This is a genomic window from Sphingobium xanthum, assembly GCF_019737615.1.
Classification (GTDB): Bacteria; Pseudomonadota; Alphaproteobacteria; order Sphingomonadales; family Sphingomonadaceae; genus Sphingobium; species Sphingobium xanthum.
In genome coordinates this window covers 23849-48456 of sequence record NZ_JAHKKS010000009.1, presented here as the reverse complement: position 1 = coordinate 48456, position 24608 = coordinate 23849, and the positions used below count along the sequence as shown (strand labels likewise).

The following is a 24608-nucleotide window of genomic DNA, read 5'->3' as shown; positions in this document are numbered from 1 at the left end:
TTTGCCCCTGACAATGACGAATGACATGCGCTTCTACGTGGGCGGAGCATGGATCGACCGTGCCGATGCGCCGTCGATCCCCGTCCGCAATCCCGCCTCGGAAGAGGTGATCGGCCATATCGCGGCGGGCACGGCCGCGGATGTCGATCTCGCCGTCGCGGCCGCGCGGCAGGCGTTCGAGAGCTTCTCGCAATGGCCAGTCGCGGACCGAGTCGCTTTGCTGGAGCGCATCCGGGACCTGCTCGAAGCGCGCACCGAGGACTTCGCGCAGGCCATCGTCGCCGAGATGGGCGCGGCGATCAGCTTCGTGCGGGCCGGCCAGGTCTTTTACGGCATCGAGCATGTCCGCGCCGCGATCGAGGTGCTGCGCGACTTTCAATTCGAAACGAAGCTTGCCGATGTCACGGTGCGCCGGGAAGCGATCGGCGTCTGCGGGCTCATCACCCCGTGGAACTGGCCGCTCTACCAGATCACCGCCAAGGTCGCGCCGGCCATCGCTGCGGGATGCACCGTGGTCCTGAAGCCGAGTGAGCTGTCGCCGTTCAGCGCGCTCCTCTTCGCGCAGGTCATGCATGACGCTGGCGTGCCGCCGGGCGTGTTCAATCTGGTCAACGGAACCGGCGATGTCGTGGGCGCGGCCATCTCCGCGCATCCGGATATCGATCTCGTCTCCTTCACCGGCTCCACGCGGGCGGGCGTGCTGGTGGCGCAGGCCGCCGCTCCGACCATCAAGCGCGTGGTACAGGAACTGGGCGGCAAGTCGCCCAATGTCTTCCTCGACGATGCGGATTTCGCCAGTGCCGTGCCCAAGGGCGTGCTCGGCGCGATGCGCAATGTCGGCCAGTCCTGCGCCGCGCCGACGCGCATCGTCGTGCCCGCCTCGCGTCTTGCCGAAGTGGAAGCGCTGGCCGCCGAGGCCGCCAACGGCATCGTCGTCGCCCATCCGCTCGACGAGAGCGCCTTCATCGGCCCGCTCGCCAATGCCGCCCAGTTCGCCAAGGTGCAGGACCTGATCCAGTCCGGCATCGACGAGGGCGCCAAGCTCGTGTGCGGTGGCCTCGGCCTCCCGCAGGGCCTCAACCATGGCTATTATGCGCGGCCGACCATCTTCTCCGAAGTGACGCCGGCCATGCGCATCGCGCAGGAGGAGATCTTCGGCCCGGTCGTCGTGCTCATGCCCTATGAAGATGAGGAAGATGCCGTCCGCATCGCCAATGCGACCGTCTATGGCCTCAGCTCGCATGTGCAGTCCGCCGATCTGGACCGCGCCCGCCGCGTCGCCCGCCGCATCCGCGCGGGTCAGGTCCATATCAATTACCCCGCCTGGTCGCGCCACGCGCCTTTCGGCGGATACCGCCAGTCCGGTAATGGGCGCGAATATGGCCTCTACGGGATGGAGGAATATCTCGAGGTGAAGGGCCTGCTGGGATATTGAAGCAGCCAGCAACGGCATCGGCGCACTTGCATCCGTTTGCGCGTAAACAGGACTTGCTCCACGCCAACGGATGACTAGGCTCCGTCCCGTCCGATCCAAGTGTCGGACGACAGGGGAGGGGGCTCCATTGAAGGTCTTGATGATCTGGCTCGCCATCGTGGCGAGCGTCAGTGCGGCTGTGACTGCGCCAGCGGCGGCGCAGGAGCGATCCGCCGTCAAGCAGGGCTTCGAGCTCGCAGCCAAAAGCAACAAGAAGATCCTGCTGTTTCGCCCTGCCGTCCGCGTGGGCGCGCAGTCGACCGGCGGCCTGTTCGAGCCGAACGCCGAATGGACCGAGCAGGCCAAGGCGAACATCGAGGCCGCGCTTCACCAATTCCAGGAATCGCTCGGCAATGAGGTCGTCGCCGCCCCGGAAGCCTATGGCGACGATGCCCGCAATCTCCACGAGCATATGGCGCTGTTCGCCGCGGTCTCGCAGTCCGTGATCGAATATCAGTTCTTCGTCGGCAACCGGCTCCCGACGAAGAAGCGAGACAACAAGACGCAGGTTTTCGACTGGTCACTGGGGAAAGGTGTGGCCGGTCTGCCCGGTGCCGCAGACGCGGATTATGGATTGTTCATCTACAACAGGGATGCCTATGGCTCGACCGGCCGCAAAGTGCTGCAGGTATTCGCGGCAATGGGTGGCGTCAGCGTCACCTCGGGCGAACATGTCGGCTATGCCGGCCTTGTCGATCTCAAGACTGGAGAGCTGCTCTGGTTGAACGCCGATGCGGCCATGGGCGGCGACGTGCGGGAGAAGGACGGCTCCGAGAAGCGCGTTCGCCAGCTGCTTGAAGACTTTCCCGGCAGCGACATCCCGAAGGCGGTAGCCGAATGAAATCGTCGGCCGCGCTTCTGCTGCTGATGCTGGGCGTGACATGCGGGCGGGGCGACGCGCAAACGACGCCGCTGCCACCACCCTATGCCGGCGCCTACCAGCCGCAGGGCGTGGACGAGATCGGCCTGTGGCGGGAAGATGATGAAAGCGAGCGGCAACTGGCGGTCTCGAACCTCGTCGTGCGGGATGAAAAACTGACTGCCTACGTCAAGCAAGTGCTGTGCGACACCGTCGGCGAGGATCGCTGCAAGTCGGTGCGCGTCTACATCGTGCGCGAACCGACCTTCAACGCGACGATGTCACCGAACGGGACCATGCGCGTTTTCAGCGGCCTCTTCCTGCGCGTCCACAGTGAGGCCGAGCTGGCGGCCGTGCTGGGGCATGAGTTCGGCCATTTCGAGCAGCGCCACAGTCTCGCGGACTTCAAATCCTTGCGAAGCGGGACCGATGTGCTGGCTTGGACCGCAGTCCTCGTCAACCTCGCAGCGAGCTACAACACCCGCCGCGTGTATCGGGATGTCGAATTGTCCGTCTACGGACATCTGTATCGGTACAACCGGGATCAGGAGCGAGAAGCCGATCGGCTCGGTATCGCCTATTTGAATAAAAGCCGGCTCAGACCACAGGCCGCATCCCTCGTCTGGCAGAATATCATGGCCGAGGTCGAGGTTTCGGCGCGTCATCGCGGTCTCAAAAAGCCGAATTTCAATGTGATCGCGTTCACCGCCACACATCCGCCCCATGGAGAGCGCGCCAATTATCTGTCGGTCCTAGCACTGCCGGAAGGCGCGGACAGGGACAGCGGCGCCGACCGCTATCGCGCGATGCTTGCGCCGTGGATACCGCTGTTCCTCGAAGATCAGGTCAGGCTCAATGATTTCGGCGGTAGTGAGTATCTCATCGAAGCGCTGGCTCAGGCCGGCTGGACCGCCGGGCTGTGGTTCGCGCGTGGCGAGCTTTATCGGAACCGCGGCAACCAGCGGGATCTCGTTCAGGCGGCCGACTTTTACGCCAGGGCCATCGAAATAGAGTCAGGCATGGCGGACGCGCATCGCGGTCTCGGCTTGTCGCTCATGAAGACGGGCCGCCCCTCGGACGGCCAGAAGGCGCTGCAGGCCTATCTCGATCTCAAGCCGGGCGCGTCCGACGCCAACATGATCCGCATGATGCTCCCCAAGGAGGTAACAGGTCCGTGAGTTTCCATCTTCCCAAGATGATTGCGACCCTTGTCGCCGCGCATCTCCTGCTCGTCGCGACAGCTGCGCCGGCGCACAAGCTGCGCCTGCGCGGCGAGGCGGTCGCCGTCGCGGGATCGACCGTCACCGTGACGCCGTCCCGCGACTGGAACACGCTCAGCCGGAAGGTCGGCAAGAACACGGAGACCTGGACCGTTGATGGCGAACAGCTCAACGACGTCACGTTCTTCGCCGGAATCCCGGCAGGCATGCCGCTCGTCAGGGAGCGGAGCAAGAAACGCGATCCTCTGCCGAAATTCACGAAGACGACCTTGCTGGTCGAGATACCCGAATTGCTGGAGGGGACTTACCGCACCTACAAGAACAGCGGATCGTTTCGATTGCTGTCGAGCGAGCCGGGACGGTTTCTCGGAAAGGACGGCGTCTCCTTCGCTTATGAGTTCATCGACGTCGATGAGCTTACGCGCCGGGGCGAAGCGCTTGCCGCCATCATCGACGACAAGCTCTACATGATCACCTTCGAGGCGCCGCGCCTGAACTATTTCGATGCGATGGCGAGCGATTTCCGGGCGTTGGCCAGTTCCGCAGTCCTGCGGTAGCTTGAAGGCCCGCTCCGGCGGGCGGCTCCAATTTCCCCTTGCCCGAACCCGCCGCTTCGCGCAGATTTCCTCCGTTCAATGAGGAGGGGGCAGGTTCTCGTTGATGACGATGCGCAATTCCTTGCTGGCCATGAAGGCGCGTGCCGCGCGTGCCATTGCGCTTGGCCTTGGCGCGCTGGCACTGGCGCTGGGCGGGGCGAACGACGCCGCGGATGCGCAAACCCCCGCCGCACAGGCAGAGCCGCTGGCCAGCCCCGACATTCCGCTCTGCGCGCCGCCGCCGCATCCCAATGCCCGGATCGATGTCTGGGGCGTGCAGGATGCGCTGATCGGCAAATGCATGGAACTGCTGCCCGCGCGTGCCACCGACCGGCCTAATATCTATGCTGTCGCGATCAATCCGCATGGCCGCCAGCTCCTGTTCTCACGGGAAGCGAAGACAGCGCTGCAGCGCTTCGCCACCAATTATGGTGGCACAGCCAGGGGCGGCATCCTCCTGTCGAACAGCTCCTCGGACATGCTGCAGGTGCCGCTCGCCACACAACAGAACATCGCGCAGGTGATGGGCGAGATCGGCCGGCGGACACAGGCCAGGCCGGACGATGTGCTGATGGTCTATCTGACATCGCATGGCGGGCCAAATGCCGCGCTGGAGAGCGGACTGCCCGGCAATATTCCCATTCTCGCCATCTCGGCGGAGTCGCTCGCTTCCGCGCTGGCCGACGCCAATGTCCGCCGGCGGGTGATCGTCATCTCGGCCTGTTTCGCGGGGAGCTGGATCCCCTCGCTGGCAAATGACGACACGATCATCATCACCGCCGCTGCGGCGGACCGCACCTCGTTCGGCTGCGCGGAGGATCGCCCGCTCACCTATTTCGGCGAGGCGTTTCTCAATGGCCCGCTGCGCCGCGGCGCCTCGCTTGCCACCTCGTTCGAGGCCGCGAAGAAGATGGTCGCGCAATGGGAGCAAGAACAGAAGTTCACGCTCTCGATGCCCCAGGCCTATATCGGCAAGAACATGCAGCAATTCTGGCAGGCAGCGCCGCCCAATGGCGCGCCGGCAGCCAAGTCGGTACTGGCGCGCAAGAAATAGCGATGGTTGGGGGGCGTGGCCGATCCAGTGAGGCACTGGATGTCAGGCGTGGGGCGGAAGAAGGCAAGGGCCATCTCCCGCCCTTCTTTTGTTTTAACAGCTTATAACAATCTTTCCGCCGTTGCGAAAGCCGCACTGCTCAGTGAAGCGACGAGCGGGCCTGCTCCTTGGCGGCCTGGAGACTCGCCTCAAGATGCGCAAGGCGGAACGGCTTGGAGAGGCGCACGATGTCCGGCGCGATCAGATCGATACCCTGATAGCCCGAGATGATCATGATCGCGATTTCGGGATGGTCGGTCCGCAGTCGCAAAGCGAACTCCGCGCCCGTCATCCCCGGCATAACATGATCGGTGATGACGATATCAGGACGCAAACCCTCCTCGATCAACGCAAGGGCCTTCTGGGCGTCAGGCGCTTCGACGACATGATAGCCGAGATCTGTCAGCATGCTGTTGGTGCCCATGCGCACGAGTGGCTCGTCATCGACGAGGAGCAGATCGCCCTCGCTCTTGCCTTGCTCCTGAGTCAGATCATCCTCCTGCTTGACCGCCGCCGCTGCCGCCCTGGCGACAGGCAGATACAGCGAGACCTCGGTCCCGACACCCGGTTCGCTCGCAATCTCCATGGCGCCGCCGAGCTGGTTCACCAAGCCATCGACCATGGACAGGCCAAGCCCTGTGCCATGGCCGGCCTCTTTGGTCGTGAAGAAGGGCTCGGTCGCCGCGTGCCGGGTCTTGGCGTCCATGCCAGCGCCGTTGTCACGGACCATCAGGCGGACATAGTCGCCGGGAGCGAGACGCTCGGGCAACATGTCAGCGGCGCGATCCGCTATGATCTCGATGCGTCCGTCCGCGGTCATCGCGTCACGCGCATTCACCACCAGATTGAGAATCGCCATTTCAAGCTGATGCTTGTCTGCCCGCACGGCCGGGAGACCGGACGCGACGGCATGATCGAGCGCGATCTGCGCGCCGAGCGTGCTGCCGAGCAGGCTGCGCATCCCCTCGATCAGTGCGCACAGGTCCACGGCCGTCACCATCAGCGGCTGACGGCGCGCAAAGGCCAGCAGGCGCTGGACCAAAGTCTTGGCGACTTCGGCCGCTTCCATCGCCGTCGATGCGCTGCGGCTGATCGCCTCGGGCGACGAACGACCCAGCAGCACCAGATCGAGGCTGGACATGATCGGCGAGAGCAGATTGTTGAAATCATGGGCCACGTTGCCGGTGAGCTGGCCAATTACTTCCATCTTCTGCGTCTGGCGGAGCGTATCCTGCGCACGCTCCAGCTGCGCCGTGCGCTCCAGCACGCGCTGCTCTAGCTGCTCGTTCAATTGCTCCAGCGCGCCGAACAGACGTCCGTTCTCCAGCGCCGTCGATGCCGCGCGCGCCAGCGCTTCCAGTAGCGCGATCTCATTGCCGGTTGGCTGGCCGACATCGGACCAATAAGCACCGATCGCAGCGACCGGCTCGGGCCGGCCGATCGGTACCATCAGCATGCTGCGCACGAAGGTGATGCGATAGGCATCCTGGGGCACGCGCGGATCCTCGAACACATCGGGGATCGAAACCGTCTCCCGGTGCATCATCGCCCAGCCCGATACGCAGGTCTCCGCCGGAAAACGCTGGCCCGCCCAGAGCGGCTCCTTGGCATCTTCGGCAACATAGTGACAACGGTCACCGTCCCGCAGGACCACCGTGATGCCGTCCGCGCCCACCACGCGCCGCGCCGAGGCTCGCAAGCGATCAACGACGTCCTCAAGCGTCCTGGCCAGCGCCAGGCTCTCGATTGCCTGCGCCGCAGCTGCCCAGCGCTCGGCCCGCGATCCGGGTTCGCCGATCGGTTCGAACAATTCATTCTGCATCAAAACGACTCAGCCGGGTTGATCGGTTGATAATTCTATCATCAAGCTATGGCTGCATAAAAGAGCTTCAAGCGATTGTGGAAGTTAACAAATATTAACGCCCAACCGTTTCGGATCGATCTGCGTGACGCGCGGCAAGAACGCCGATCTTTTATTGTGCGAAATCCCCGGATGACAGCCCTCTGCCTTGCCCCTAACACTCAGCACCTATGGAGAGCCACAAGACGTCCCGCGGCTATGAAACCGCGGTCCTTCTGATCCTTGCACTGGTCAACGGCGTCGTCGCGCTGGACCGGCTCGCGGTCAATTTCCTCTCACCCTATATCATTGTCGATCTGGGCCTGAGCAACACGCAGCTCGGTCTGCTCTCGTCGGCCTTGTCAGGCGCGATCTCGATCTCCGGCCTCCTCTTCGCCGCCCTCGCCGACCGCACCGGCAAGCAGAAGACCATACTCGTCTGTATGCTCATCGCCTTCTCGCTGATGTCGGGCGGCGCCGGCATCGCGATCAGCTTCGCCACGCTCTTCCTCGCGCGGCTGGCGCTGGGCGTGACCGAGGGGCCGCTGGTGCCGCTTACGCAGACGATCATGGGTGCGGCCTCCGCGCCCACGCGGCGCGGCTTCAACATGGGGACGATGCAGATCGGCGGCGCCTTCCTCGTCGGCGCCATGCTGGGGCCGATCCTCGCCGTGCAGTTCGCCGAGCGCATCGGCTGGCAGGCGACCTTCTTCCTGAGCGCCCTGCCCGGTCTGGTCTCGGCCTTGCTGGTCGTCCTCTTCGTGCGGCAACCTGTGCAGACGCGGTCGAGTGCCAGCGAGACCGCAACGGCGCCTGCCGAACTGCCCTCGATCCGCGAGTTGCTCCGATCGCGCAATCTGCTCCTCTCCATGGCCATCGCCTCGCTGTTCACGGCCTGGATCACCATCCAGAACGTCTTCCTGCCACGCTATCTGACCGAGCTCATGGGGTACACGCCGCAGACGATGAGCTGGATGCTCAGCCTGTCCGGTCTTGGCGGTCTTGTCGGCGGTGTCCTGATCCCGGCACTCTCGGACCGGTTCGGCCGCAAGCCCATGACCGTACTGACCGGCTTCGCGTCCGTGCTGGTCCCGCTTGCTTTGCTGACCGTCGCGAGCGCGCCCGCCATGCTCGGCATCGCCTTCGTGGTGGGCGGGCTCGTGGTCGGCTGCGCACCTCTGGTCTGCGCCATTATCCCGTCGGAAAGCGTCGCGCCGGGGCGCGTGACCACCGCCGTCGCCTTGTCCATGTGCTCGGCCGAGCTGGTCGGCGGCGTCCTCAGTCCACCGCTCGCCGGCCTCGCCGCCGATGCCTGGGGCCTGCGCGCGCCCTTCTATCTGGATATCATCCTGGCGCTCGCCTGCGGCCTGCTGGCCCTCGCGCTCAAGGAAACCGTGAAGCGCTGAGCCTCAGCCCCGAGCTTCAGCCTTGGGCCGCGGAATACAGCACCGGCCATTCCCATGCGCCCCGACAGACCGGCATGGAGCGCGCCTCGGTGAGCCGGAAGCCGGTGCCGTCCCATTTGTAGGTCTCCGCCGTCCCGCAATCGCCAAGCCCCCGGCCCTTGGCGAAACTGGAAAGCTCGCCGCGCTCGGGATTCCAGCGGGCATTGACGATGACCGGCGGCGTCCCCGGATCGCCGGTGAAGCCCGGCACATGGTCGAAGCGCGCGACCTTGAACTGCCATTGCCCGGTGCCGCCGGTCGCGACGAGCGGCACGGCGCTGATATTATAGGCGCCCGCATTGCACGGCAGCAGCACCAGCGCGTGCTGGGCATCCAGTACATGCGTCTCGAACGGATGCGCATTGTCGAGCCGGCCTTCGCAGACGGCGAGGCGCCGCGCCGCGGCCTGTTCCTCGGGAGTGAGCGCCGGCGGCGTGCCGTCCGGCACCGGCACCGCATCGACCGCGACGACCGGATCGGGCGGCAGCGGCTTGGCGAGATCGACCGGCCCGTCACCAAGCGCGGCAAGCGCGCCCTGGCTGCCGACCCGGCCCTGCTGCTCGTCCATGTAACGCAGCGCAGCCGGGAGGCCGCGCAGCGACGGCGCATCGATGAGTGCCTTCTTCTCGCGCAGCTCGAAGGCATAGCTCGATCCCAGCGCGCGCACGATGGTCAGCGCCTGCGCGCCGGTAAGCTCGATCACGTCGCGGGCCGCCGTCACGCGCGCGAGCAGGCGACTATCGGCCATCATGTCGATCTTGCCGCGCAGCTGGTCGGCACCGATCAAGCGCAGGACGCCCTCGCCGGCCGGGCCGCCGTGGCGCTGGATCGAGACCAGCACGGTATAAGCCGTTCCGGAACCCTCCGGCACGAGCGAGACGGCGCTGCACGAGAGGCGGTTGTCGCAAGCGACGGCCCAGTCGTCGAATATCTGGATGCGGCCGAGCGCCGGTTCTGTCACACGGACCGGGGGAGGTTCGGGCAACGGCTCATCGTCGCGGCCGTGCGGAGCTTGCGCCGCGACAGGCAGCGCCGTGGCGCAAAAAAATGCAAGCGCCCCGAGGACGCCAGATGCGGCGACAAACCTTGTCATTGGCCCCTTCATAATGCAGTTGCGAGCATTGGTGTAGAGCCAGCACAATAATCCGCGATGAACGGAGAAGAGACATGCGCAAGGTCGGTGTGATCGGGGCGGGCCAGATGGGCGCCGGCATTGCCCAGGTGTCCGCTCAGGCGGGCTATGACGTGCTGTTGCGCGATGTCGATCTGGCGCGTGCCGAGACCGGAAAGGCCGGCATCGAGAAACGCCTCAAGCGCGCCGTCGAGGGCGGGAAGCTGACGGCGGACGATGCGCAGGCGGCGCTCGGCAGGATCACGCCGCTGGTCGATCTCGACCCGTTCGCCGACTGCGATCTCGTCATCGAGGCGGCGACCGAGCGCGAGGAAATCAAGCGCGCGATCTTCGGCGATGTCAGCAAGGTGCTGGGCGAGAGCGCCATCCTGGCCTCCAACACGTCCTCCATCCCGATCACGCGGCTTGCGCAGGCGAGCGGCGACCCGGCGCGCTTCATCGGCGTCCATTTCTTCAATCCCGTGCCGGTGATGGGCCTCATCGAGATCATCCGCGGCCTCGCGACCGCGCCCGAGACGGTCGCCGCCGTCGAGAGCTTCGCCCAGTCGCTCGGCAAGGAAGTCGTCCACGCCTTCGACGCGCCGGGCTTCATCGTGAACCGCATCCTCATGCCGATGCTGAACGAAGCGATCTTCGCGCTCGGCGAGGGCGTCGCCAACGTGAAGGACATCGACACGGCGATCCGGCTCGGCCTCAATCATCCGATGGGACCGCTCACGCTCGCCGATTTCGTGGGGCTCGATACCTGTCTCGAAATCTGCAAGGTGCTCTATTCGACCACCGGTGACCCCAAGTTCCGCCCGGCGCCTTTGCTCGTCAAATATGTCGAGGCCGGCTGGCTCGGCCGCAAGAGCGGCAAGGGGTTTTACGATTATAGCGGCGAGGAGCCGGTTCCGACGCGCTGAAGGCGGCGGTCGGCGCGACTCGGCGCTGATCGGTGAACATGACTGACTCGACACCGATTTGGCCGCGGATTTGACGGTTCAGTCCGCTTGCCGCCGTGAGAGCGATAAACTTCGCACCTTTTTGCAGTGATCCGGCAGGAGTAGGATCGAAGAAGTCACGGATTTCTGCGGGTTTTGACCGCTATTTTCTCTAACTTCGCGCATATCACGCATGGTGAGATGCAATTGGACGTCAGCGCCTTGCAGGTAAGGCACTGTTTTCGCATTGTTTTACGAGATCAAAGAGCAACCGGCCCGATGCGAGCCGTGCAGCTACTGTGGCATTGAACAAGGTTTGTAGGACAGAGCCAGTTCCCGCCCAATCTACCAGCATGTGCTCCTGCGAAGGCAGGAGCCCAGGGCCCAACCGACGAACCCAGCCGCCCTGGGCTCCTGCCTTCGCTGGAGCACTGGCCTGGAGGCTAACGCCCCACCTCGCGCTCCGGCGCGGGGGGCATGGGTGCGACGCCGAGCTGGGTGAGATAGTCCGCCGCCTGTTTCGCCGTGTCGCTGCCGGGTGCCGCCGTCTCCTGCGACCGCTTGAAGGCGGCGCGGGCGGCGTCGTCCATGTCGCCGGAGAGCGCATAGATGATGCCCTGTTCCAGCGCGATGCCGGGATCATTGCGGGCGCGCTTGGCGGCTTCCTCGATGTGGATGCGCGCCATCGGCAGGTCGTCCATGCGCCGCGCCAGGGTCGCGGAGAGCAGCCAGGCGAGCGGATCGGCATTGGCGAGAACCACGGCCTGATCGAGATCCGCTCGGGCGCCCTTGAGGTCCCCGGCGGCGACGCGGGCGCGGGCGCGATCGAGATGGATCTCGCCGGTCGAGAGCGTGCGCGGCAGCGGCTGCGACAAGGCCGTATCGAGCGCGCGGACGGCGCGGGCGGAATTGCCGCCGATCAAGGCCGCATTGCCGGCCTGCGACCAGAGCCGCGCCTTGGCCACGGCATCGAGGCCGCTAGTGCCCGCGCCGCCCTCGAACGCATCGGCCGCTTCGCTCCAGCGTCCGGCCTGCCCCAGCGCATAGCCCCGGCACTGCGCGGCATAGGCGCCGCCGCCGGCCACAGCCCATGTCTGGGCATCGGCAAGGCCGTCCTCCGCCTTGATGTTCGCCTTGGCAAGGCATTCGCCGAGCCGCGCGGCAATGGCGGGTGGGACGACGCCGGCCAGCGTCTCGCGATCGTCCGACTGCGGGACGCCCGGCGCGGGCTGCTGCATGGCCTCGGCGCGGCGCTTCTCCTCCCGGCGGCGCAGCACGGCCTCGATCTCCGGGCCATATGGCGAGGGCTCAGGGGCAAGCTGGGCGAGGGTCAGGGATGCGACGATGAGGATCAAAGGTGGGGCTCCGTCAGGCGAGCGACCGTCTCGATCAGCAGGGCGATGTCCTGCGGGCGCGAGAGGCGATGATCGCCGCCTTTGACGAGGATCGTCTGCACGTCGGCTGAACGGACGCGCTCGGCAATACGCAGCGCGATCTGCCAGGGCACGTCGGGATCGTCCTGCCCCTGCAGCAGGCGAACGGAGCAATCGACCGCGATCGGCGCATCGAGCAGGCGCAGCGCTTCGCCGGCCTCCCAGAAGGCGCGCGTCGTGACATAAGGCTGGTCGCCATAGGGCGTTGCCTCGACCAGCCGGCCCTCACGCTGCATCGTTGCTTTCTGCGCGCTGTCGAAGCCCCAGTCGGTGAAATCCGGCGCGGCGGCGATGCCGACCAGCCCGGCCACGCGATCGCCCAGCGCCTGCGCGAGCAACAGGGCAAGCCAGCCGCCCATGGACGAGCCGACGAGGACCAGCGGGCCGTCCGGGACGAGGGCATCGATCACCAGCCGGGCATCGTCGCGCCAGCTTGCCAGCGTTCCGTCCTCGAAGGCGCCATCGCTCTCGCCGCAGCCGGCATAATCGAGCCGCAGCATCGCGCGCCCTTCTCGCGCTACCCAGGCATCGAGGGCGAGCGCCTTGCCGCCCATCATGTCCGACATATAGCCCGGCAGGAAGACGATGGTCGGCCCGTTGCCAGCGCGGTGCCGATATGCGAGGCGCAGCCCGTCCGGACGGGCGAGCCAGAGGGGCGGATCGAAAACGGCATCGGTCATGGCGCGCCTTGTGACGCCGTTGCGCGGTCAGGTCAAAACAGCATCTTGGTTGGCGGCGCCACGTCCTTGTCCTCGGCGCAGGCATTGACCAGCGCTTGCCATTCCGCCGGGCTGAGCGACGGCCGATAGGCGTGGCCCTTGACGGCCGAGGCCGTGAAGGCCTTTTCGCGCTCCGACGAGACCGGATGCGAGCCCATCCAGCTCATCGAGCGCTCGATCGCATCGCCGCCCGAAAGCTTGCCGAGCTTCTTGAAGAAGGCGGCCGTCGGCAGCGGCGAGATGTTCGCGCCGCGCAAAGCATCGATAGAATAGCTGTCGGCCGCGCGCTCGGCGTCGCGACTGTAGCTCATCGCGAGCAGGCCGTTGACCGTGCCGCCGACATCGCCGCTGAACCCGCCCAGCACGACACTGAGCCCAAGCTGGCGCACCAGCGCGGTCAGCGTGTCGCGGTGGCGGACATGGCCGATCTCATGCGCCAGCACGCCCGCCAGCTCGTCCGGCGACTTGGCCTCGCTGATGAGATCGCTGAAGATGAGGATACGCCCGCCGGGCAAGGCGACGGCATTGACTATGCCGATATTGGCGATGCCGATCTGGCGGATCGGCACATCCTTGCCGAGCTGGCTCTGGAGCTTGGCGAGCGCGGCGGCACTGCGCGGCGTCTCGCACAGCCGTCCGCCGAAATCGCCGACCATCGCGTCGCCCAGCCGGTTCTCCCAGCTTTGCGGGACGAGCGGGGCGAGCCATTGCGGGGCACGCAGCACGACGAAGACCACGGCGACCGCGACGACGCCGAACAGCCCGACCGCGCGCCACAGGCCCATGCGATCGATCCAGCGGCCATAGCGCGCGACCAGCGGCAGATGCACGGCGAAGGCTTCCGGCGGCAGGCCGGCGAAACCCAGCCGCCAGCCCGAGACGCCGCGCAGGCCATAAAGGGACCGGCCCGCCGTGCCGGTCATCGGCATAAGATCGGACCAGCGATGCGGGCCGCTCCCTCCGCCATCCCAGTGCAGCGAGAAGCCATCGGCATTCCAGCTCAGCGCCGGATGGTGTCGCGTGGCATTGCTGCCGTCATAATGCCAGATGGTTTCGTCCGGCCCGATCTGCGTCATCGTCCCGTCCCCGCGATCAGATCGCGCCCATGTCGAATGCGTCGGCCAAGCCTTCGCCTTGCCCCGGCGCGGCGGTGGTCGACTGGGTCAGCTGCGCGAGACTGATTTCGCCGGTCGCGTCGAGATGCGTCACGAAGAACTTCCAGTGGCGATAGTTGAGGAAGATCGCGCCGATGCCGAGCGTGACGATCACGAGGCCGATGTCGCCGAGGATCAGCATGAACCAGTCCTTGGTGCGCGCATCGAAATGGAAGTCGAGACCTTCCAGCGAGAGCCCGCCGATCGCGACACGCAGATATTTGGCATAAAAGGCAACCGCGATGAGCGGTAGCGCCACATAGACAGCCAGCATCGTGAGCAGGATGGCGATGCCGAAAGATGCCGGCGGCTCCGATCCACCGGACGCCTGCATGGCGCTGGGCGCCGCAAAGAGCGCGGCGAAGACGACGCCGGCGATCAGGACCAGGGGCACGAGATAAAACAGCAGGAAGCGCTTGAAGATTTCCCGTTCGCTCGCCGTCGCGCTGAATTCGAACGGGCCGAAGCTCATCTTGCTCCAGCGCTCGTTCCACAGCGAGATCATGGCCCAAGGCACGAGCAGATAAAGCGCGAAACTGCCGACGAAGTTCTTCCAGACATAGGACCAGCCATAGCCCCAGCCCTTGTCGTCGCTGCCGCCGCGAATGCCGTGCCAGAAGGTGCGGCTGAGACGGTAGCGCAGCATCCGGAAGAGCGCGACGCCGCTCAGATAGAAGATCCAGCCGAACGCGACGAAGCCGAGGCTGAACGCCACGCCGACATAGCCCTGCAGCAGCAGCGCCTGCAGGCCGAACTGGATGAACAGGAACGGCAGGCCGAACAAGGCCAGCACAAGGAGGAAGCCGATGAACAGCTCCTTCCCGGTGCCGGTCCATTCCAGATGCTCGTCGATGAAGCGCGTGCGGCTCCAGAGATATTGGCGCGTGCGGGTGGTCGCCCAGAAGCGATAGATGCCGAGTGTGACGATCGTCAGCAGCAAATTTGTGAAGGCGATCGGTGCGTATTCGCGCCATGTCCCCTCGAAACCGAACGCGCGTGCCCCCTGCTCGCTCATGCGCGACGCTCTCCCCCATGTGTCCCCGGACTCAAGAGAGGCGGATACCGGGCGCCTGTCAAGCGAGGCGACAAGGGAATTTTAGTTGCTATGGAGCGATAGAGCGCTTCATCTGTGCGGAGTTACTCTTTTGGGCGAACAGACAGGAGCGAGCGAACCGGCACGTGGAGTCATGGGGGGCGCCATGGCCGAGCTGACGGCGCGCGGCTGGGAGCCGAGCAAGTTCGCCCTGCGCGGCGGCCGCTGGCTGAGCGCGCCCGGCGAAGTGAACGTCGCCTCGCGCCTGTTCGCCGACCGGGCCGTGACCAATTATGTCGCCGCGATCCGCAACTATGCGCAGGGCGATCTCGCCGATCTCGGCTGCGGCAATGCGCCGCTCGCCGCCGTCTATGCGCCGCACGTCCGATCGATGCTGTGGGTGGACTGGCCCGGCAGCATGCACCAGAAGATCAGGCTGGACGTGAGCCAGGACCTCAACAAGCCGCTGGAGATCGCGAGCGCCTCGCTCGACACGGTCCTGATGAGCGACGTGCTCGAACATATCGCCCAGCCGGATCAGCTCCTCGCCGAAGTCCGCCGCGTGCTGCGGCCGGGCGGCCGGGCGATCATCGGCGTGCCGTTCCTCTACTGGCTGCACGAGGAGCCACACGACCATCATCGCTACACGATCCACAAGCTGCGCGATTTCGCGACGACACATGGCTTCACCGTACTGCGCGAGCAGGTGAACGGCGGCGGGCTGGACGTGGTGCGCGATCTGCTGACCAAAATGGCCTATGCCGAGCGCTTCCCGCTGCCGGCGTGGCTGGTGCATCACCTGACCGGCATCGCCTTCGCGCCGCTCGCGCCGATCAGCCGCCGCGCGCATGACGCGATGCCGATGGGCTATACGGTGGTGTTCGGCATCGACTGAGGAACAGGGCGGCGCTCAGGCCCGCGCGTCGAGATCGATCGGCTCGTAAGGCGGCAGGCCGAAGGGTCGCGTGGCGTGGACCAGCTCCAGCCATTTGACCGGCTTTTCCAGCACGCGCGTTTCCGGCTCGACGTCGCGCAGGGCATCGGCATGACCCGTCACATAGATGACCGGCACGTCACCCAGCGTCGCACGTATCGCCTTCACGGCCGCCGGGCCGCTGCCCTCCGGCAGATCGACATCGGAGGCGATGAGATCGGGCGGATGCGCCATGGCCTCCCTGATGGCCTGGGCCTGCGTGGCGGCGACGGCGGTGCTGTCCGCCCCCAGTTCTTCCAGGAAGAACCGGAGATTCATGGCAAGCAGCGCGTCATCTTCGATGATCAAAACATGCATTGGCGACCTCCTGGTCCAACCAATCCCACGCTTATCAACGCTTTCGGGTGTGTTTCGCTCCGGCAAATCGCAATTTTTTGAATCGGTTAGCCTCGCTGCCGCAGCGCTCTCGTCATTTGCCTGCGGACAGGCTCTCCCAATCCTCACTGGTTCGCCGCGCGAGATACGCCTCGATCGCTTCGGCATCGGCGCGGGAAACGACGTCGGCGAAGCTCGCCATGCCCTTTTCCCGGCGCTTGCCGGCCAGCACGATGTCCAGGAACTCCGCGCGCGTCTGCGCCGTCATGCGGCGCAAATCCTTGATGCCGCCGCGCGCCTGGGCGCCGTGGCAACTGGCGCAATGGTCGCCATAGGCCTTCTCGCCCCGCGCGATCGTCGCTGCATCGGCCTTGTCCTGCGGCCGCACCAGAGCGGCGGCCGTCTGCGCGACGGCGGGCAGCGTCAGGGTGCCGCCGAGCTTGAACACCAGCAGGCGGGGTGTCGCCTTGACGAAGCTGAGCGGCGCGGACGACGCCGCATGCGCGATGCCTCCGCCCCAGCCGGCATTCACCGCGATATACTGCACGCCGTCCAGCATGTAGCTGATCGGCGCGGCGATCGGCACCTGCTGCACCGGCATTTCCCAGACCTTGTGCCCCTTGTCCGCCGTATAGGCCGCGAAGGTGCCGTTGATCGTGCCCTGGAAGACGAGATTGCCGGTCGTCGCCAGGACCCCTCCGCTGCCCCGCTGCGGATAGGGCACGCGCCAGCGCTCGGTCTGCGCGACCGGGTCCCAGGCGACCAGCCACGCCTTGTCGTTACGCTCGGCAAACTCCGCCGCCGCCCGGCGCGTCAGATCGAAGCCAGTGCCGCCAATGCCGAGCTGACTCATATTGCCCGGCGTCTGCCTGAACGCCGGATTCAGCGAATAAGCGTAGTACAGTTCGGTGGCGGGGAAATAGGCAAGGCCGGTGATCGGGCTGTAGGCCATCGGATGCCAGCTGTGGCCGCCGCCCGGCGCGGGCGTCACCACCACCGGGTTGACGCCATAATGCGCTTCCGGGTTCACGATCGGGCGGCCGGTCGCCATGTCGATGCCGCTCGCCCAGCTCACCGGCACATAATTCTTCGCCGAGAGCAATTTCCCGGTCGCGCGGTCGAGAATATAAAAGAATCCGTTCTTCGGCGCCTGCATGATGACCTTGCGCGTTACGCCGTCGAGCTTCAGGTCCGCGAGGATGAGCGATTGCGTGGCGGTATAGTCCCACTCATCGGCGGGCGTCGTCTGATAGTGCCAGACATAGTCGCCGGTATCGGCCTTGAGCGCGACGATCGACGAGATGAAGAGATTGTCGCCGCCGCCGGGGCTGCGATAGGCCTGCGCCCAGGGGCCGCCATTGCCGGTGCCGATATAGACGAGATCGAGCGCGGGATCATAGGCGATCGAATCCCAGACGGTGCCGCCCCCGCCCTTCTTCCACCATTCGCCTTTCCAGGTGGTCGCGGCCATTTCGAGGATCTTGTTGGGCTGCGGCAGCGAGGGATCGCCCGGCACGGTGTAGAAGCGCCAAAGCTGCTTGCCGGTCGCCGCGTCATAGGCCGTCACATAGCCGCGCGCGGCGCCTTCCGCGCCGGCATTGCCGATCAGCACCTTGCCGTCATAGACGCGCGGCGCGGCCGTGATCGTATAGGGCCAGACCGGATCGAAGGTCTGCACGCTCCACACCGGCTTGCCGTCCTTCGCGTCCAGCGCGATCAGGCGCCCGTCCAGCGTCGCGACATAGATACGGCCCTTCCAGGCGGCGACGCCACGGCTGACGATGTCGCAGCAGGCATGCTTGCCCTTGTCGCGATCGACCTGCGGATCATAGCGCCAGAGCTGCTTGCCGGTGCGCGCGTCATAGGCCGTGGTCACGTTCCACGGCTCGATATTGTAAAGCACGCCATCGACCATCAGCGGCGACGCCTCGACTCCGCGATCCCCCGGCAGATCAGCGTACCAGGCAAGGCCGAGCTGGCTCGCATTGCCATCGTTTATGCTCGCGAGCGGGCTGAACCGATCCTCGCCATAGGTCCGGCCGGGCGCGAGCCACTGGCCCGGCTCGCGATCCGCGCGTAGCAGCCGCGCATGATCGACCTGCGCGGGGCCTGCCCCGGCCGTCGCGACGGGCACAGCGCCGAGCAGGATGCTCGCCATCAACAGTATCGCCGCAAATGCCCGCACTATCCCTCTCCGGTTGCGAGACGCCTGTGCAGCCGCAGCAGATCGCGCCGATTGGCGACGCCGAGCTTGCCATAGGCCCTGCGCCTATACGTCACGACACTGCCATGCGAGAGACGCTTTCGCGTCGCGATCTCGGTCTGCGTCTCGCCCAGGATCATCGCGGCCGAGACTTCCGCCTCGCGCGCGCTGAGGCCGCAATTTAGCTCCATCAGCGACTGGACTAGCTCGGCCTCGCTGTGCGGCAGCGCGCCGACGGTCTGGAGATGCGCATGTCGTTCGAGCGCAGCCATCAGCAGCCCGGCATGCAACTCGATGCGCTCCAACTCCTCGGCGCTGAAGATCGGGCTATCCCCGGTGCGATAGCCATTGGCGACCAGCATCGGCTGGCCGGGCCAGTAGATCGACACGCGCTCGCGCACGCTGGCGCGCTCGTAACAGGCGGCGCGATAATCGGGGTCGGCGATCTCCGCGGCGCTGGTCCGCACCACGATCGGCGCGGTGCGGCCGGAGCGGGCGAGACGCAGCAGCGGCCGATCCGAGCGCCAGTAGCGCCGCGCATAATCGAGCGAGGCATGCATGGGAAAATCAGCCATGAACGGCACCGTCCCCTGCGCGAAGAGCAGCTGGACGCTTTTGCCCTCGTCATGCCGGAAGACCGAGGAGAGATCGATCGCCGCCAGCGTGCCGAGTGCGGCATGGAACCGGGCGGGAAAGCGCTCGCTGCCGATGGCGCCGACCAGATCGGCACAGGCATCGACGACGGCGCGATCGGTCATGACGCCAGCAATCCCTTGCGCCGGCTCCAGTCGATCACCGAGCCGATGCATTGCGCGAGCAGCTCGGGCTGGCCCAAATAGTAATGCGTGGCACCCTTCAGCACGACATATTCCTTGTCGGGCGTCGCCAGCGCGTCGCGGATTGCCGGGTTGTGCGTCGAGGGCACGGCTTCGTCAGCGGTGTTCTCGATCTGCAGGACCGGCGTGCGATGGATCTTCGCCGCGTTCATCGGGCCTTTGGCGTTCGAGAGATCGTAACTCCACTGGCTGAGCCAGGAGCGCAAGGTCGTGTAGCGCGCAAGGCCAACCGGGCCGACATTCACCGTCTTCGGGTCGCCCATATAAGTGTGGCCGAGGCGCCGGTCCGAGGGATCGACGCTGAGGTCGATCCAGCGCACGTCGCACATCGTGCGGTGGACGACGAAGGCGCGTTCCTTCTCTTCGGTGCCGAGCGCATCGAGACGCTTGAGCTCGGACAGGGCCCAATCGGTGATCTTGCGGTTGCGCGCCCGCTGCGCCTCGCGGAACCGCGCGACGAACTCGGCGCTGAACGGCGGCTTGTTCGGGCAATCGGGCGAGTAGATGTCGAGCTCGATGTCGCGGTCGTCCGGGTTCAACTCGTCGGTCACGGAGGGGTCGAGCCACTCGGTCATCGTCTCGGCGCGCGAGAGATGGGCGGCGATGAAGATGACGCCATCGGCAGGCTTGAGACCCGCCCTGGTCAGATCGACAGGATCGCCGGCAGGCGTCCGGGTGATCGTCGGGTTCTCGGCCTGCGCCTGATAGAAGAGCGAGAGCGATCCGCCGCCGGACCAGCCGACCAGCACGACCTTCTCATAGCCCAGCTCCTCGCGCGCATAGTCGAGCCATTTGCCGAGATCGATCGCGACCTTCTCGAAGATCAGGGCGGTGTCGTTGCGCGGATAGCGGCTGGCGGCGCACAGCACGTCGAGCCCGGCATCGGCGAGCGCGGTCGGCATGGGCAGCAGATGCAGCACCGAGGTCGGGTGCATGAACACATAGACCGTCCTGGCGGTCGACGCGGGATCGCGCAGCAGCTGCGCTTCCAGATTCACTTTGCCCGAATTGCCCGCAAACCCGTAGGTCTCGTTGAACGTCGGATTGTCCGGGAAGGAGAGAATGAGCGCCGTGCGCGTCCACGCCGCCTTGCTGGTCTCGGTGTCGCTCATGATCAGGCCTGGACGGTCGCGACTTCGCTGTCGCTGAACGGAATACTGGTCGCATCGTAGCGGAACAGCCATTCATAGCGATCCACCACCTGATGCGGCTCCCATTGCGCATCGATATAGGCCTGCGCCCCGGCCGGCTCGGCCAGAGCGGGATTGTGGAAGCGCTCGGTATTGGCGGTGGCGCCATTGACCGCGCGGGTGGTGCGCGGGATGCGCGCCGCCTGATAATGGGCGAGCGCCGCATCGACGTTATCGAACTCGACGAAGGCACGGCCAAGGATGAACGCATCCTCCAGCGCCATCACCGCGCCCTGCGCCAGGAACGGCAGCGAGGGATGGCAGGCGTCACCCAGCAGCGCGACGCGCCCCGCGACCCACTCCTGCATCGGCGGGCGGGCGATCAGCGCCCATTTGAACGGCTGCGGAATGGCCTCGATGTAGGTATGCACATCCTCGTTCCAGCCGGGATAATCGGCATGATATTCGGCATTGGAACCGGCGGTCGACCAGCTCTCGGTCTTCCAGTCCTGCCGCTCGATCACGCTGGTGAAGTTGATGAGCTCGCCGCGCCGGATCGGATAGTGGATGACATGGCCGCCCGGCCCGACCCAGTTGACGCCGACCGGCTTCAGCAGACGCTCCGGCAGCCGCTCGGCGGGAATCACGCCGCGCCAGGCGACGATGCCGGTGAACCTGGCTGGTCCCGATCCGAACAATTGCTCGCGCAGCTTGCTGTGGACGCCGTCCGCGCCGATGACGACATCGAACGTCATGGACTCGCGCCCCTCGAAGGCGAGCGTGACCTTGCTGTCGTTCCGCTCGACCGCCGTGAAGCGATGGTCGAGGTGGACCGTCCCCGGCGCGAGCGTCTCGATCGTCCGGTAGAGCAGCTGGTGCAGGTCGTTGCGATGCACCGTGATGTAGGGGAAGCCGTATCGTGCCACGGACTCCGCGCCGAGATCGAACAGCTTCCACGTCTGCCCGGTGCTCCACAGGCGGATTTCCTTGCCCTGCGGCTCGAAGCAGATGTCCATCAGCGCTTGCTCGAGGCCGAGCGCGCACAGGACGCGGACGCCGTTAGGGCTGATCTGGAGGCCGGCACCGACCTCCTGAAGCACGCTCGCCTGTTCGTAGACGGAGACATCGAAGCCGCGGCGCAGCAGCGCAAGCGCCGCCGTCAGCCCGCCGATCCCCCCGCCGACGATCCCGATCGCCAAATCCGTCTTCAAGCTCAGGCATCCTTCCCTTTGCCTCAGCCATAATTCTGACGAATATCATTCGTCAATATCAAATCAGTTGGCGCGAAGCGGGAACCGTGCCATCGCCTGACCCTCGAAGGGACAAGGGTACGGCGCATGGCGAAAGAGGGGATGGCGGATCAGTCCCGCCGGCGAGTCCAGTCGATCGAAGTGGGCTTTCGCGTGCTGCGGGTCCTGCGCATGGCCGAAGGGCCGCTGCCGCTCCGCGAAATCGCCGCGCGCGCGAGCATGCCGCCGAGCAAGGTCCATCTCTATCTCGTCAGCTTCGTGCGCGAGGGCATGGCCTATCAGGACCTCAAGAACGGCTATTATGGCCTCGGCTCCTTCGCCATCCAGCTCGGCCTTGCCGCGATCCGGCAGCTCGACGTCGTCGATCTGGCGGCGGACATTCTCACCGACCTGCGCGACAAGACCGACTGCGCCATCTATCTCTCACTCTGGGGCGATCGCGGCCCGTGCATCGTCGCCAAGGCGGACGGCGCTCTGCAGGGCGCCTTCTCGGTGCGCCTCGGCTACATCATACCGCTCACCACGACGGCCACCGGCCTCATCTTCCTGGCGCACCTGCCCGCTTCCGAGACGGAACAGGCACTGAAGGTCCAGGCCGCCTATGAGACGGCCAACGGGCGCGGCGGCGCGATCACCCGCGCCCAACTGTCGGACAGTATCGAGCAGGTCCACGCACTGGGCTATGCGGCGACGGTCGGCCGCCTGCATCGCAATTTCGCGGGCATCTCGGCGCCGATCTTCGACTATAGCCACCGGCTCGCGGCGGCGTTGACCCTGCTTGGCCCGACCGATTTCATGACCGACGAGCGCCGCAACCATTTCGCCGACGTGCTGCTCGAAGCGACCAAGGGTCTCTCCGACCGGCTCGGCGCGCCCGGCCCGGCGAGCGAGGTTCCGGACGCTCCGGAACCCGTGCGCGCCAAACGCGGACGCAAGGCGAAGGTGAGCTAGATGCTCATCTTCATGCCCTCTCCCCTCGGGGAGAGGATAGCGTAGCTTGCTCGCCGGACGGCGCGCTAGCGTAGCTTGGAGAGGGGGAACGGCGCGCCAGCCCCCTCTCCAACTCCACCTAGCCGCTGCGCGACAAGGTTCCGCATCCTCTCCCCAAGGGGAGAGGGGAAAATTCGTTCACACAACCTCATTCACCAGCAGACCCACCTTCTCGATCTCGATCTCGATCCGGTCGCCGGGCTGCATGAAGAGCGGCGGCTCGCGCCGCGCGCCGACGCCGCCAGGCGTGCCGGTGAAGATCACGTCACCCGGCACCAGCTCCGTGAAGGTCGAGATATATTCGATCAGCCGGGGGATATCGAAGATCATGTCGCCGAGCGTTGCATCCTGCACGGTCTCACCGTTCAACCGGCTCGCGATCCGCAGCGGCGCCAGATCGCCAAGCTCGTCCGGCGTCACCAGCCAGGGACCGAACGGGCCGGTGGTCGGCCAGTTCTTGCCCGGCGTCATCTGCGTGGTGTGGCGCTGCCAGTCGCGCACGCTCACATCATTGGCGCAGGCATAGCCCGCGACATGATCGTAGGCCGCCGCACGAGCGATCCGCCGGCCGCCCTTGCCGATCACCACTGCCAGTTCCGCCTCATAATCGAGCTTCGTCGTTTCGGGTGGATGCACGATGGACGCGCCATGCGCGTTCAGCGAATTGGCGAAGCGCACGAAGATCGTCGGGTTCTCGACCACCGGATTGTTCGTCTCCTCGCGATGCTCCTGATAATTGAGGCCGATGCAGAAGATCTTGGCCGGATCGGGGATGACGGGCAGCAGCACGATCTCGCCCATCGGCACCAGAGGCGCGGAGGAGGCCGCGGCCCCCGCCGCCTTGATTCCGTCCTGCTCCAGCAGCGATTTGAGGCTCGACACGCCGCGCAGCGCCGCGCTCATGTCGCGCACCGCCTCCCCCTCGACGATTCCCCAGCCCGCGCGGCCATCCCGCGTGAAACTCACCAACTTCATATCAAGCCCTCCAGCCCCGTTTTTAGTCTTGTGACCCACGGACGAAATCCGGCGCGCGATATCCCGCTGCTGCCGCCGACAGCCGGAGCGTGCGCGCCTCGGCCCGTTTTTCTTCCTCCAGCCAGCTGCGCTCGTGCCCCCAGAGGCTCGGGCCATAGTCGCATTCGAACGGCGCCCAATTCGCCGGATCGATCGAGCGCCCGCCCCAGCCATATTCGACCATCAGGCCGGACGGCGACCGCGCATAGAAGGAGGTCATGTAATCGTTGGTATGACGGCCGAGCGTCACGGCGATGCGATCCTCTTCCTGCTGCGCAAGATCATAGGCCTGCCCGACATCGTCCAGGCTGTTCAGCTCCACCATCAGATGATGGAAGCCGTCGATACCCGTCTCGACCACGGCGAAACTGTGATGCCGCGCGTTCAGATGGAAGAAATAGGCCCTGAACGGGCGCAGTGCATAGTCGCTGAGACGAAAGCCCAGCAGATCGCGGTAGAACGGGAGCAGCGGCTCGACCGACCGGGCGGTCAGCACCATATGGCCGAGGCCGAGACCGCCCGTCCGGAAACCGCTGATCGGCCGGCCCGGCGCGAACGGCGCATCCGCCTGCGCAGCGCCGTGGAAGAATTCCAGTCGATGGCCTGCCGGATCATGCGCGATGATCAGATCGCTGACGCCACGCCGGGCCGCGAGATCCGCCGAGCCGGGCAGGACATCATGCCCGGCATCGGAGAGCCGCGCCGCCAGAGCAGGCAGCGCATCGGCATCCGCCACTTCCCAGCCCATGACGCTGACGGTGTCGTGCGTGGCAGCATCGACGAACAGCCGCGCCGCGCGCTCATCGACCCGCAGGTCGAAACCGGACGAGCCGCGCCCCGCCACCTGCATGCCGAGCAAATCGCGCGCGAACTGCGCCCAGTCGTCGATCCGGGCGGTCTCGATCCCGACATAGCCGAGTGACTGAAGCACGCTGCCCTCTCCCGACCGTCCGGT

At 65.9% G+C, this 24608-nt stretch carries 22 protein-coding genes; 9 read left to right on the top strand and 13 right to left on the bottom strand.

Going from position 1 to position 24608, the window contains the following annotated elements; translation table 11 throughout:
* Positions 1-13: 13 nt before the first annotated feature.
* From KM135_RS14545 to KM135_RS14525, 5 genes are all read left to right on the top strand, one after another.
* A complete protein-coding gene (locus KM135_RS14545) occupies positions 14-1435 on the top strand; it encodes an aldehyde dehydrogenase family protein (RefSeq protein WP_221714754.1) in 1422 nt (473 codons plus the stop codon).
* Between the two features lie 139 nt (positions 1436-1574).
* The gene (locus tag KM135_RS14540) at positions 1575-2315 is read left to right on the top strand and encodes a hypothetical protein (RefSeq protein WP_221714909.1); all 741 of its coding nucleotides are present in this window, start codon (positions 1575-1577) and stop codon (positions 2313-2315) included.
* A 110-nt stretch (positions 2316-2425) separates the two neighbouring features.
* Positions 2426-3511, top strand: coding sequence for a M48 family metalloprotease (locus tag KM135_RS14535; protein WP_343228203.1), 1086 nt, complete (start codon positions 2426-2428; stop codon positions 3509-3511).
* Entirely contained in the window at positions 3508-4110 is a 603-nt protein-coding gene (locus tag KM135_RS14530; protein WP_343228202.1) for a hypothetical protein, read from the top strand. Before KM135_RS14535 ends, KM135_RS14530 begins: the two co-directional genes overlap by 4 nt.
* Before the next feature lie 103 nt (positions 4111-4213).
* Positions 4214-5203 (top strand): C13 family peptidase, encoded by a 990-nt coding sequence (locus tag KM135_RS14525; protein ID WP_221714753.1) that lies wholly within the window; start codon positions 4214-4216, stop codon positions 5201-5203.
* A 139-nt stretch (positions 5204-5342) separates the two neighbouring features.
* Here KM135_RS14525 and KM135_RS14520 read toward each other — a convergent pair whose 3' ends face one another.
* Positions 5343-7064: an ATP-binding protein gene (locus KM135_RS14520; RefSeq protein WP_221714752.1), complete on the bottom strand. Its 1722-nt coding sequence runs from the start codon at positions 7062-7064 to the stop codon at positions 5343-5345.
* Between the two features lie 209 nt (positions 7065-7273).
* Here KM135_RS14520 and KM135_RS14515 point away from each other — a divergent pair, with 209 nt between their 5' ends.
* On the top strand, positions 7274-8488 hold the full coding sequence (locus KM135_RS14515) for an MFS transporter (protein ID WP_221714751.1): 1215 nt from the start codon (positions 7274-7276) through the stop codon (positions 8486-8488).
* A gap of 16 nt (positions 8489-8504) precedes the next feature.
* On the opposite strand, the gene KM135_RS14510 is transcribed toward KM135_RS14515, so the two are convergent.
* A complete protein-coding gene (locus KM135_RS14510; RefSeq protein WP_221714750.1) occupies positions 8505-9488 on the bottom strand; it encodes a DUF1176 domain-containing protein in 984 nt (327 codons plus the stop codon).
* Between the two features lie 206 nt (positions 9489-9694).
* Here KM135_RS14510 and KM135_RS14505 point away from each other — a divergent pair, with 206 nt between their 5' ends.
* Entirely contained in the window at positions 9695-10564 is an 870-nt protein-coding gene (locus tag KM135_RS14505) for a 3-hydroxybutyryl-CoA dehydrogenase (RefSeq protein WP_221714749.1), read from the top strand.
* 461 nt (positions 10565-11025) lie between these two features.
* On the opposite strand, the gene KM135_RS14500 is transcribed toward KM135_RS14505, so the two are convergent.
* Genes KM135_RS14500 through KM135_RS14485 form a run of 4 tightly spaced genes read right to left on the bottom strand, consistent with a single transcriptional unit; the run spans position 11026 to position 14903 of the window.
* Positions 11026-11937, bottom strand: coding sequence for a tetratricopeptide repeat protein (locus KM135_RS14500; protein ID WP_221714748.1), 912 nt, complete (start codon positions 11935-11937; stop codon positions 11026-11028).
* A complete protein-coding gene (locus KM135_RS14495) occupies positions 11934-12695 on the bottom strand; it encodes an alpha/beta hydrolase (RefSeq protein WP_221714747.1) in 762 nt (253 codons plus the stop codon). The genes KM135_RS14500 and KM135_RS14495 overlap by 4 nt, the downstream gene beginning before the upstream one ends.
* Before the next feature lie 32 nt (positions 12696-12727).
* The gene (locus KM135_RS14490) at positions 12728-13810 is read right to left on the bottom strand and encodes a M48 family metallopeptidase (RefSeq protein ID WP_221714746.1); all 1083 of its coding nucleotides are present in this window, start codon (positions 13808-13810) and stop codon (positions 12728-12730) included.
* Between the two features lie 16 nt (positions 13811-13826).
* Positions 13827-14903: a YjgN family protein gene (locus KM135_RS14485; RefSeq protein WP_221714745.1), complete on the bottom strand. Its 1077-nt coding sequence runs from the start codon at positions 14901-14903 to the stop codon at positions 13827-13829.
* Between the two features lie 184 nt (positions 14904-15087).
* On the opposite strand from KM135_RS14485, the gene KM135_RS14480 reads away from it, so the two are divergent.
* Positions 15088-15816, top strand: coding sequence for a methyltransferase domain-containing protein (locus KM135_RS14480; protein WP_221714744.1), 729 nt, complete (start codon positions 15088-15090; stop codon positions 15814-15816).
* Positions 15817-15831: 15 nt separating this feature from the next.
* On the opposite strand, the gene KM135_RS14475 is transcribed toward KM135_RS14480, so the two are convergent.
* The 5 genes from KM135_RS14475 to KM135_RS14455 all read right to left on the bottom strand — a co-directional run bounded on the left by KM135_RS14475 (position 15832) and on the right by KM135_RS14455 (position 21610).
* Positions 15832-16212, bottom strand: coding sequence for a response regulator (locus KM135_RS14475; RefSeq protein ID WP_221714743.1), 381 nt, complete (start codon positions 16210-16212; stop codon positions 15832-15834).
* 112 nt (positions 16213-16324) lie between these two features.
* Positions 16325-18388 carry a PQQ-dependent dehydrogenase, methanol/ethanol family gene (locus KM135_RS14470; RefSeq protein ID WP_221714742.1) on the bottom strand — a complete coding sequence of 688 codons (2064 nt, stop codon included), beginning with the start codon at positions 18386-18388 and terminating at the stop codon, positions 16325-16327.
* 26 nt (positions 18389-18414) lie between these two features.
* Positions 18415-19191, bottom strand: a complete 777-nt coding sequence (locus tag KM135_RS14465) for a helix-turn-helix transcriptional regulator (protein WP_221714741.1) — start codon at positions 19189-19191, stop codon at positions 18415-18417.
* A complete protein-coding gene (locus tag KM135_RS14460; protein ID WP_221714740.1) occupies positions 19188-20381 on the bottom strand; it encodes an alpha/beta fold hydrolase in 1194 nt (397 codons plus the stop codon). Before KM135_RS14460 ends, KM135_RS14465 begins: the two co-directional genes overlap by 4 nt.
* A 2-nt stretch (positions 20382-20383) precedes the next feature.
* Complete coding sequence (locus KM135_RS14455; RefSeq protein WP_221714739.1) at positions 20384-21610, bottom strand: FAD-dependent monooxygenase; 1227 nt, start codon at positions 21608-21610, stop codon at positions 20384-20386.
* Positions 21611-21736: 126 nt separating this feature from the next.
* Here KM135_RS14455 and KM135_RS14450 point away from each other — a divergent pair, with 126 nt between their 5' ends.
* Positions 21737-22600: an IclR family transcriptional regulator gene (locus KM135_RS14450; RefSeq protein WP_221714738.1), complete on the top strand. Its 864-nt coding sequence runs from the start codon at positions 21737-21739 to the stop codon at positions 22598-22600.
* A 177-nt stretch (positions 22601-22777) separates the two neighbouring features.
* Here the strand turns inward: KM135_RS14450 and KM135_RS14445 are convergent, their stop codons facing one another.
* On the bottom strand, positions 22778-23614 hold the full coding sequence (locus tag KM135_RS14445; protein ID WP_221714737.1) for a fumarylacetoacetate hydrolase family protein: 837 nt from the start codon (positions 23612-23614) through the stop codon (positions 22778-22780).
* Between the two features lie 22 nt (positions 23615-23636).
* A complete protein-coding gene (locus tag KM135_RS20165) occupies positions 23637-24584 on the bottom strand; it encodes a VOC family protein (protein ID WP_221714736.1) in 948 nt (315 codons plus the stop codon).
* Positions 24585-24608 lie beyond the last annotated feature (24 nt).

Coding starts and splice junctions, on each gene's coding strand:
- KM135_RS14505 (WP_221714749.1), top strand. CDS start 9,695: ATGCGCAAGGTCGGTGTGATCGGGGCGGGCCAGATGGGCGCCGGCATT.
- KM135_RS14490 (WP_221714746.1), bottom strand. CDS start 13,810: ATGACGCAGATCGGGCCGGACGAAACCATCTGGCATTATGACGGCAGC.
- KM135_RS14460 (WP_221714740.1), bottom strand. CDS start 20,381: ATGAGCGACACCGAGACCAGCAAGGCGGCGTGGACGCGCACGGCGCTC.
- KM135_RS14525 (WP_221714753.1), top strand. CDS start 4,214: ATGACGATGCGCAATTCCTTGCTGGCCATGAAGGCGCGTGCCGCGCGT.
- KM135_RS14540 (WP_221714909.1), top strand. CDS start 1,575: ATGATCTGGCTCGCCATCGTGGCGAGCGTCAGTGCGGCTGTGACTGCG.
- KM135_RS14445 (WP_221714737.1), bottom strand. CDS start 23,614: ATGAAGTTGGTGAGTTTCACGCGGGATGGCCGCGCGGGCTGGGGAATC.
- KM135_RS14480 (WP_221714744.1), top strand. CDS start 15,088: ATGGCCGAGCTGACGGCGCGCGGCTGGGAGCCGAGCAAGTTCGCCCTG.
- KM135_RS14465 (WP_221714741.1), bottom strand. CDS start 19,191: ATGACCGATCGCGCCGTCGTCGATGCCTGTGCCGATCTGGTCGGCGCC.
- KM135_RS14545 (WP_221714754.1), top strand. CDS start 14: ATGACGAATGACATGCGCTTCTACGTGGGCGGAGCATGGATCGACCGT.
- KM135_RS14515 (WP_221714751.1), top strand. CDS start 7,274: ATGGAGAGCCACAAGACGTCCCGCGGCTATGAAACCGCGGTCCTTCTG.
- KM135_RS14485 (WP_221714745.1), bottom strand. CDS start 14,903: ATGAGCGAGCAGGGGGCACGCGCGTTCGGTTTCGAGGGGACATGGCGC.
- KM135_RS14495 (WP_221714747.1), bottom strand. CDS start 12,695: ATGACCGATGCCGTTTTCGATCCGCCCCTCTGGCTCGCCCGTCCGGAC.
- KM135_RS14450 (WP_221714738.1), top strand. CDS start 21,737: ATGGCGAAAGAGGGGATGGCGGATCAGTCCCGCCGGCGAGTCCAGTCG.
- KM135_RS14520 (WP_221714752.1), bottom strand. CDS start 7,064: ATGCAGAATGAATTGTTCGAACCGATCGGCGAACCCGGATCGCGGGCC.
- KM135_RS14470 (WP_221714742.1), bottom strand. CDS start 18,388: ATGGCGAGCATCCTGCTCGGCGCTGTGCCCGTCGCGACGGCCGGGGCA.
- KM135_RS14475 (WP_221714743.1), bottom strand. CDS start 16,212: ATGCATGTTTTGATCATCGAAGATGACGCGCTGCTTGCCATGAATCTC.